At 62.9% G+C, this 7,527-nt stretch carries 8 protein-coding genes; 6 read left to right on the forward strand and 2 right to left on the reverse strand.

Annotated elements, in window-relative coordinates; translation table 11 throughout:
- The 6 genes from EOA22_RS19020 to EOA22_RS19045 all read left to right on the forward strand — a co-directional run.
- On the forward strand, positions 1-1,163 hold a 1,163-nt coding region (locus tag EOA22_RS19020; RefSeq protein WP_164755628.1), incomplete at its 5' end, for a prolyl oligopeptidase family serine peptidase.
- A 68-nt stretch (positions 1,164-1,231) separates the two neighbouring features.
- A complete protein-coding gene (locus EOA22_RS19025) occupies positions 1,232-1,372 on the forward strand; it encodes a capsid protein (RefSeq protein WP_082826679.1) in 141 nt (46 codons plus the stop codon).
- A gap of 48 nt (positions 1,373-1,420) precedes the next feature.
- The gene (locus EOA22_RS19030) at positions 1,421-2,800 is read left to right on the forward strand and encodes an aspartate aminotransferase family protein (RefSeq protein WP_013531202.1); all 1,380 of its coding nucleotides are present in this window, start codon (positions 1,421-1,423) and stop codon (positions 2,798-2,800) included.
- A gap of 142 nt (positions 2,801-2,942) precedes the next feature.
- Complete coding sequence (locus EOA22_RS19035) at positions 2,943-3,308, forward strand: hypothetical protein (RefSeq protein WP_063168189.1); 366 nt, start codon at positions 2,943-2,945, stop codon at positions 3,306-3,308.
- Between the two features lie 6 nt (positions 3,309-3,314).
- Entirely contained in the window at positions 3,315-3,560 is a 246-nt protein-coding gene (locus EOA22_RS19040) for a cytochrome c oxidase assembly factor Coa1 family protein (RefSeq protein WP_244514305.1), read from the forward strand.
- A gap of 193 nt (positions 3,561-3,753) precedes the next feature.
- A complete protein-coding gene (locus EOA22_RS19045) occupies positions 3,754-6,189 on the forward strand; it encodes an FAD-dependent oxidoreductase (RefSeq protein ID WP_063170256.1) in 2,436 nt (811 codons plus the stop codon).
- Between the two features lie 327 nt (positions 6,190-6,516).
- Here the strand turns inward: EOA22_RS19045 and mmsB are convergent, their stop codons facing one another.
- Entirely contained in the window at positions 6,517-7,401 is an 885-nt protein-coding gene (gene mmsB, locus EOA22_RS19055) for a 3-hydroxyisobutyrate dehydrogenase (protein WP_127390138.1), read from the reverse strand.
- Positions 7,402-7,426: 25 nt separating this feature from the next.
- A partial coding sequence (locus EOA22_RS39560) for an acyl-CoA dehydrogenase family protein (RefSeq protein ID WP_164755630.1) occupies positions 7,427-7,527 on the reverse strand: 101 nt, incomplete at its 5' end.

Raw genomic sequence — 7,527 nt, forward strand, 5'->3', positions numbered from 1 at the left:
GTCTTTATTCGCTGGACCTGGCGCGCTGGGTCGAGACCGGCGCGATCGGGCCTGTCGAAACCTTGTTCGAGCCGGCCTATCGCGTTTCCATAGCCGGCATTGCCCGCACGCGGGACCGGCTGTTCGTCAGCCTGATGGACAATGTGCGCGGCAAAGTCGTCGTCTGCGAGCGCATGGATGGCAACTGGTCGCTGAAACCGGTGGCGCTGCCCGAAAATGGCAATGTCGGCATCAGTCATGCCGAGCAGTTCGGCTCGAGTGTCTCCTTCTCCTTCACCGATTTCCTGACCCCGAGTTCGATCATCTGGTCCGACGACAATGGCGAGACGCTCGCCACCGTGAAGTCGCAGCCGGCGCGTTTCGATGCCTCGCCGCTGATCTCGGAACAGTTCGAGGCGCGCTCCAAGGACGGCACGATGATCCCCTATTTCGTCGTCAGGCGGCGCGACCAGAAAGGTCCGGTGCCGACGCTGCTTTACGGCTATGGCGGCTTCGAAGTGCCGCTGCTGCCCGGCTATGCCGGCGTGCGTGGTAAGCTGTGGCTGGAGAAAGGCAATGCCTATGTGCAGGCATGCATCCGCGGCGGCGGCGAGTTCGGCCCAGCCTGGCATCAGGCGGCGCTCAAGGGCAATCGCCAGAACGGATTCGACGATTTCGCAGCGGTCGCGCAGGACGTCGTCAAGCGCGGCATCGCGACAGCAAGCTCGCTCGGCATCCAGGGTGGTTCGAATGGCGGCTTGCTGACCGGCGTTTCCTTGACGCAGCATCCCGAGCTTTTCGGCGCCGTCATCATCGAGGTGCCGCTGCTCGACATGCTGCGTTACGCCGAATTGCCGCCTGGCGCCTCGTGGATGGCCGAATATGGCGATCCGTCGAAACCCGAAGACGCGAAGTGGCTTTCAGCCTACTCGCCCTACCAGCATGTCGACGCCGCTGCCGCCTATCCGCCTGTGCTGCTGACCACATCGACCGCTGACGATCGGGTCCATCCCGGCCATGCGCGCAAGATGGCCGCCCGCCTGCAGGAAGCCGGCCATGCGAGGACGCTGTTCTTCGAGGAGACCGAGGGCGGCCATGGCGGGCGTGGCGACCGCCGGCCGCAGGCGGCGCAGACGGCGATGAAATATGTCTTCCTGCAAAGGGCGCTGACAGCCAAGGCCTAGAGTCATTCAGTTATGGGCCAAGCAAAGGGTGGTTCTCCTCGAGCAGCCTTTGCTCTAAGGTGGCTTCCATGGCTCTCGTCAGGACGTTGATTGACGCATTTGAGGCTCGCGCATTGCGGGTCGCGGTGACGCCGTCACCGCGCACGCTGCGCGCCGAGCTTTTGCGGCTGTGTGCCCGCATCGGCTATTCGCCACCTCTCTGCCTCTGAAGCATTCGCCCCGGCTTGGCCGGATAGAATCCAGAGGGAAGATCAGACATGACCTATCAGAATTATTCGCTGAAGCAGCTTCAGCAGATCGACGCCGCGCATCATCTGCATCCGTTCACCGACCACAAGGAAATGCGCGGGGCCGGGTCGCGCATCATCACCCATGCCAACGGCCCTTTCATCTACGATTCCGAGGGGGCTGAAATCCTCGACGGCATGGCCGGGCTGTGGTGCGTCAACATCGGCTATGGCCGTGACGAGCTGGCCGAGGCCGCCTATGCCCAGATGAAGGAACTGCCTTACTACAACTCCTTCTTCAAATGCTCGACGCCGACGCCAGTGCTGCTGTCCAAGAAGCTGGCGGAGATCGCGCCGAAGCACGTCAACCAGGTATTCTACGGCTCTTCCGGGTCGGAAGCCAACGACACCGCGCTGCGCCTCGTGCGCCACTATTGGGTGCTGGAGGGCAAGCCGGAGAAGAACCGCATCATCTCGCGCAAGATGGCCTATCACGGCTCGACCGTTGCCGGCACCTCGCTCGGCGGCATGGATGGTATGCACAAGCAGCTCAACGGTGCGGTGCCCAACATCGTCCATGTGATGATGCCCTATGCCTATGAGCTGGCGCTGCCTGGCGAGAGCGATCATGATTTCGGTCTGCGCGCGGCCGGGGCTGTCGAGGAGGCGATCCTCGAAGCCGGCGCCGACAAGGTTGCCGCGTTTATCGGCGAGCCGATCATGGGAGCCGGCGGCGTGAAGATACCGCCGGCGAGCTACTGGCCGGAAGTGCAGCGCATCTGCCGTAAATACGATGTCCTGCTGATGCTGGACGAAGTCATCACCGGTTATGGTCGCACCGGCGAATGGTTTGCCGCACAGACACTCGGCATCGAGCCAGACACGATCACCACGGCCAAGGCGCTGACCTCGGGCTATCAGCCGCTGTCGGCATTGCTGGTTGGCGACCGCATCGCCTCGACGCTGGTCGAGAAGGGCGGCGAGTTCAACCATGGCTACACCTATTCCGGGCACCCGGTGGCCTGCGCCGTGGCGCTGAAGAACCTCGAGATCATCGAGCGCGAAGGGCTGGTCGACCGCGTCCGGAACGACACCGGCCCTTACTTCGCCAAGGCGTTGCAGGAGCGCATTGCCGGACATGATCTGGTCGGCGAGGTCCGTTCGATCGGACTGATGGGCGCGATCGAGATCGTCAAGGACAAGGCGACCAAGGAGCGGTTCCTGCCGGCTGGAAGTGCGGCGGTAACCGTGCGGGATCACGCCATCACGAATGGCATGATGCTGCGCGCCACCGGCGACACGATGATCCTGTCGCCGCCGCTGATCTGGACCCGCGATACGATCGATATGGCCTGCGACCGCATCTCGAAGGCGCTGGATCTGGCGCAAGCCGATCTTCGCAAGCGGTAGAACTCGACCCCTCGGCTGGGCGCTCTTCGGCGGGCGCGCCCAGCCTTGAGACCATGCCGAAGCGGCGAGGGAACGAATTCCATCACAAGCGCGTAGTGTGTGGGGCAGCGGCTGATTCGGCCGCCACAAGGGGTTTGTTTCCATGAGAGAAACCGGCAAGAGCCGACGGACGCGAGAAGCGGCCAGCATCAGCGGCGACCTGATGCTGGCGCCGCTGGTGGCGATGATGCGGCTGCCGTTGATGGCCATGGATGGCGGGAGCCGCCAGCCATGGAGTACGGAGACGGCGCGTGCGGTCAACGAGAAGACCGCCGCTATGGCCGAAGGCGCGTTTGCGGCGCAAATGTCTTTCCTGCAATCGGCGTCGCGGTTCTGGCCGGAAGTCTTTTCCGGCCGCACGCCATCGCTGTTCAACGGGGTTGCGGCGGAGCGCTCGATCAGCGCCGCGCTGAAGCCGGCAAGCCGTGCCGTGAAAGCGAATTTTCGCCGGCTGTCCAACAAGACCTGACCGGGGTTGCAAACCGACAGTTTCTGGGTCGGCGGCCATCTCAACGTCGATGCGAATGGGGCTGGTGACGCCCAGTTCGGCATTCCGGTCCACGGCGCCAGGGGCAAGGGCACGGCCTATTCGACGGCTGTCCGGACAGCCGGCACGTGGAGCCTGCGCCTGCTGGTCGTCAGGGTCGAGGGAGCCGATGCGCCGATCGTGCTGATCAACGAAGATCATGTCCCGATCCCGAATGCTGCAATCGGAATATAGCTAGGCAAAACGCAAAAAAGCGGCCTGAACGCGGGCGCGACAGCTGACAGTTCGGCCGGCTTCGTGGCCCAACAGTCGGGTGACCACTGCAGCGTTCCAGACAAGGAAATATGCTGAAAAGCCGGATGCTGTCTGACAGTATGCGCATGCGTTCATGTGGACCGGTGGCAATTTCAGACAAGGGCACGCGCATATGGTGAGTTCCTTTCGTGCGGTCGTGGTCGGTGGCGGCTGTGTGGGCGCCGGCATTCTCTACGGCCTGGCAAAGCGCGGCTGGACCGATGTGGCATTGCTGGAGCGAACACAGCTTACGGCCGGTTCGACATGGCATGCCGCGGGGCTCATCCCCTCTTACGCGCGCAGCCGCAATGTCGGCCGCATGATCGCCAGATCGATCGCGATCTATGAAGGCCTGGAGGCGGAGACGGGCCAGAACGTCGGCTGGCACAAATGCGGGCAACTGCGCATTGCCAACACGCGCGACAGGCTGGACGAGTACAGAAGCTACATGGACGTTGCCGAGGTCCAGGGAGTGCGGGCCCGGATCGTATCGCCCGCGGAGGCGCGAGAGATCTGGCCGCTGCTCGACAACAACACCATGCTGGGTGCCCTCTACCATCCCGATGACGGCCACATTGCACCCGCCGATGTCACCCAGGCCATGGCCAAGGGTGCACGCGACCTCGGCGCGAAGATCCATCTTGATACCGAGGTCGTGGGTTTCGAGCGGATGCCGAGCGGCGAGTGGAGGGTCAAAACCTCACGCGGCGAGATCGTCTGTGAACATGTCATCCTTGCAACAGGCAATTACGCACGCCAGACAGGCGCCATGCTGGGCCTGGACATTCCCGCGATCCCGATCCTGCACCAGTACTGGATCACCGAGGCGGTTCCCGAAATCGTGGAACGCAAACGGCTTGGTCTTCCGGAGATGCCGATCCTCAGGGACGAGGGTTACGAGGGCTATCTGCGCGAAGAGGGAGACGGGCTGATGTTCGGTCCCTATGAGCGTACCGAGCAGCTCAAGCTGTTCGCCGAAAACGGTGTCCCGGAATGGTTCGGCGCCGATCTGCTCGATGAAGATTTCGATGCCGTTTCCTGGAACTGGGAGCGCGCCACCGAACTGGTTCCCGCGCTCGGGCGCGCCGGCATCAAGCGCAATGTGCGAGGACCTTTCCAGATGACGGCCGATGAGCTGCCGCTGATGGGGCAGGCGTGGGGCCTGGAGAATGTCTGGCTCGCCGAAGGGGTGCCGGGGGGCATCCTTTGGGGCGGTGCGATTGGCTATTACCTCTCCGAACGGATCGTGGAGGGTGGCAACAGCATCGACACGGCGGAGCTGGATCCCCGCAGGTTCGGCCGATACGCCAACAAGAACTGGACCCGGGCCAAGGTCCGGGAAGCCTGGGGCACCCACGCCGTACAGCACTATCCGGGCCAGGACATGCCGGCGGCGCGACCGCAGAAAACGGCCCCGTCCTATGACCGCCTAAGTCAGCTTGGCGCGGTATGGGACGTGTTGAACGGCTGGGAGATGCCGAGCTGGTTTGCGCCCGCGGGTGTCGAGGCGCGCAATGTCTACAGCTGGCGCTGGACCCCCAAGGGGAACCACGTCGCCGCAGAGGTCCAGGCTGTCCGCCACGCCGGCGGTCTGGTCGAGATGACACCAATGACCAAGTTCGAGGTCGGCGGGCCGGGCGCCGAGGGCTGGCTCGACGGAATCCTGGCCAACAGACTGCCGCGTCCCGGTCGTGTCGCTCTTGCCCATCACCTGACGCCGACCGGCGGCGTGCAGGCCGAGTATGTGGTGGCGCGGCTGCAGAGCGACCTGTTCTATCTCATATCGACGCCGCGCGCCGAACGCTGGAACCTTGACGATCTCGGCCGGCTGTTGCCGAAGGACGGCAGCGTGCATCTGCGCAACGTCACGGAGGATCGCGGCAGCTTCACGGTGGTTGGGCCGAAGGCGCGCGACATACTGCAGCCGCTGACGGAGATCGACCTCTCCAACGAGGCCTTCCCATGGTTCAGCGTACAGTCCAGCACCGTCGGCATGGCCAGCGACGTACGGCTGCTGCGTGTCAACTATTCGGGTGAGCTGGGATGGGAGCTCTATCATCCACTCTGCTACCAGCGGCATTTGCTGGATGCGCTTCTGGCATCGGGAGAGGCACACGGGCTGAGGCTGGTCGGACTTCAAGCGCTGGAATCGCTTCGTCTCGATAAATCCTACCGGGCCATGTACCGCGATATGAACCCCGAATTGTCCGCCTGGGAAAGCGGCCTCGAGCGCTTCATCAGCCTCGACAACAGGGACTTCATCGGCCGGGCGGCACTGGTCGCGAAACAGCAGCAGGTTACACGCCGGATCGCCACACTGTCGATCGACACGGATGGTGCGAGCGCATTCGCCTTCGAGGGCGTTTACCGCGAAGGCGAGCTCGTCGGCCACATCACCTCGGCGGGCTATTCCTACACTTTTGGTCACGACATAGCACTTGCGCTGCTGCCCCTGGAACTTGTGTCGCCCGGTACCGAGCTCCAGGTTTCGATCCTCGGCGAGCGCCGCGCGGCAAAGGTGATCGCCGACTCGCCCTATGATCCGGAAGGCGCCCGCGGGCGCATGTGAGGTATCCCGGAGTACAGTTTCCGGTTCATCGATGTCTCAACCGTGCTGCAGGGTAAAACGCAAAAACCGCGCTCCATCGGGAACGCGGTTTTGCCAGATACGCATGGCGCTTCGCTACGCAAACACTTTGCGAAACTTATGGCACTTGTCGAAACTTACGGGCTCCGGTACGCGAGACCTGATCCGGAGCGCCGGACGGATGAGATGTCCGCCTCACAGTCCGTTTTATAGGGACATCGTTACCGCGGAGTTATCGAGAGCTTAAGCAAATCTAAATTTTCATTTTTTCCACCGAAGGAAACCGGAAAAATCCGCCAAATCCGTGGGTTACGCCGGGTTACCCCTGAGAAAATTAATTATGCCGGAGAAATCGACGCCGCCATGTCCCTGGGCGTTGAACAAGGCATAAAGCTGAGCCGCTTCGGCACCGAGCGGCGTTACAGCACCCGCACCTTGCGCGGCTTCCTGGGACAATTTCAGGTCTTTCAGCATCAAGGCGGCTGCAAATCCTGGGTTGTAGTCCCTGTTTGCGGGCGAAGTCGGCACCGGGCCGGGCACCGGGCAGTAGGTGGTCAAGGACCAGCATTGGCCCGACGAGGTCGAGGCGACGTCGAACAGCGCCTGATGCGACAGGCCGAGCTTTTCGGCCAGAACGAAGGCTTCGGCGACACCGATCATCGAAATGCCGAGGATCATGTTGTTGCAGATCTTTGCTGCCTGGCCGGCGCCGTCGCCGCCGCAATGGACGATGCGGCCGGCCATCGGCTTCAGGATCGGCTCGGCGGCAGCGAAGGCATCATCGGAGGCTCCCGCCATGAAGGTCAGCGTGCCGGCCGCAGCCCCGCCGGTGCCGCCCGAGACCGGTGCATCGATCGACGACAGCGCGTGCTTCCTGGCGACGGCGTGGGCTTTGCGGGCTGACTCGACGTCGATGGTCGAGGAATCGATAAAGAGTGCGCCTTGCCTGGCCTTGGGCGCGATGTCTTCGTAGACGGAGAGGACATGCTTGCCTGCAGGCAGCATGGTGATCACCACGTCGGCATCCTTCACCGCGGCCAAGGCATTCGCCATAATCGTCACGCCATGTTCCTTGGCGACGGTGAGGTTTTCCGGAACGAGGTCGAAACCGTTCACCGCATGCCCGGCCTTGACCAGATTGGCGGCCATTGGATTGCCCATATTGCCGAGGCCGATGAAGGCGATCGTCGTCATTGTCTGTCTCCCAGAGTTGCTGGCTTCAACGGCCAATCAGCGCGCGAGCGATGATGACGCGCATGATCTCGTTGGTGCCTTCGAGGATCTGGTGCACGCGCAGGTCCCGCACCAGTTTCTCGATGC

The sequence above is a fragment of the Mesorhizobium sp. M7A.F.Ca.US.014.04.1.1 genome, from assembly GCF_003998745.1.
Taxonomy (GTDB): Bacteria; Pseudomonadota; Alphaproteobacteria; order Rhizobiales; family Rhizobiaceae; genus Mesorhizobium; species Mesorhizobium ciceri.

Bases quoted from the DNA above. Each gene is read 5' to 3' on its own strand.
- EOA22_RS19025 (WP_082826679.1), top strand. From the start codon at position 1,232: ATGGCTCTCGTCAGGACGTTGATTGACGCATTTGAGGCTCGCGCATTG.
- EOA22_RS19030 (WP_013531202.1), top strand. From the start codon at position 1,421: ATGACCTATCAGAATTATTCGCTGAAGCAGCTTCAGCAGATCGACGCC.
- EOA22_RS19035 (WP_063168189.1), top strand. From the start codon at position 2,943: ATGAGAGAAACCGGCAAGAGCCGACGGACGCGAGAAGCGGCCAGCATC.
- EOA22_RS19045 (WP_063170256.1), top strand. From the start codon at position 3,754: ATGGTGAGTTCCTTTCGTGCGGTCGTGGTCGGTGGCGGCTGTGTGGGC.
- mmsB (WP_127390138.1), bottom strand. From the start codon at position 7,401: ATGACGACGATCGCCTTCATCGGCCTCGGCAATATGGGCAATCCAATG.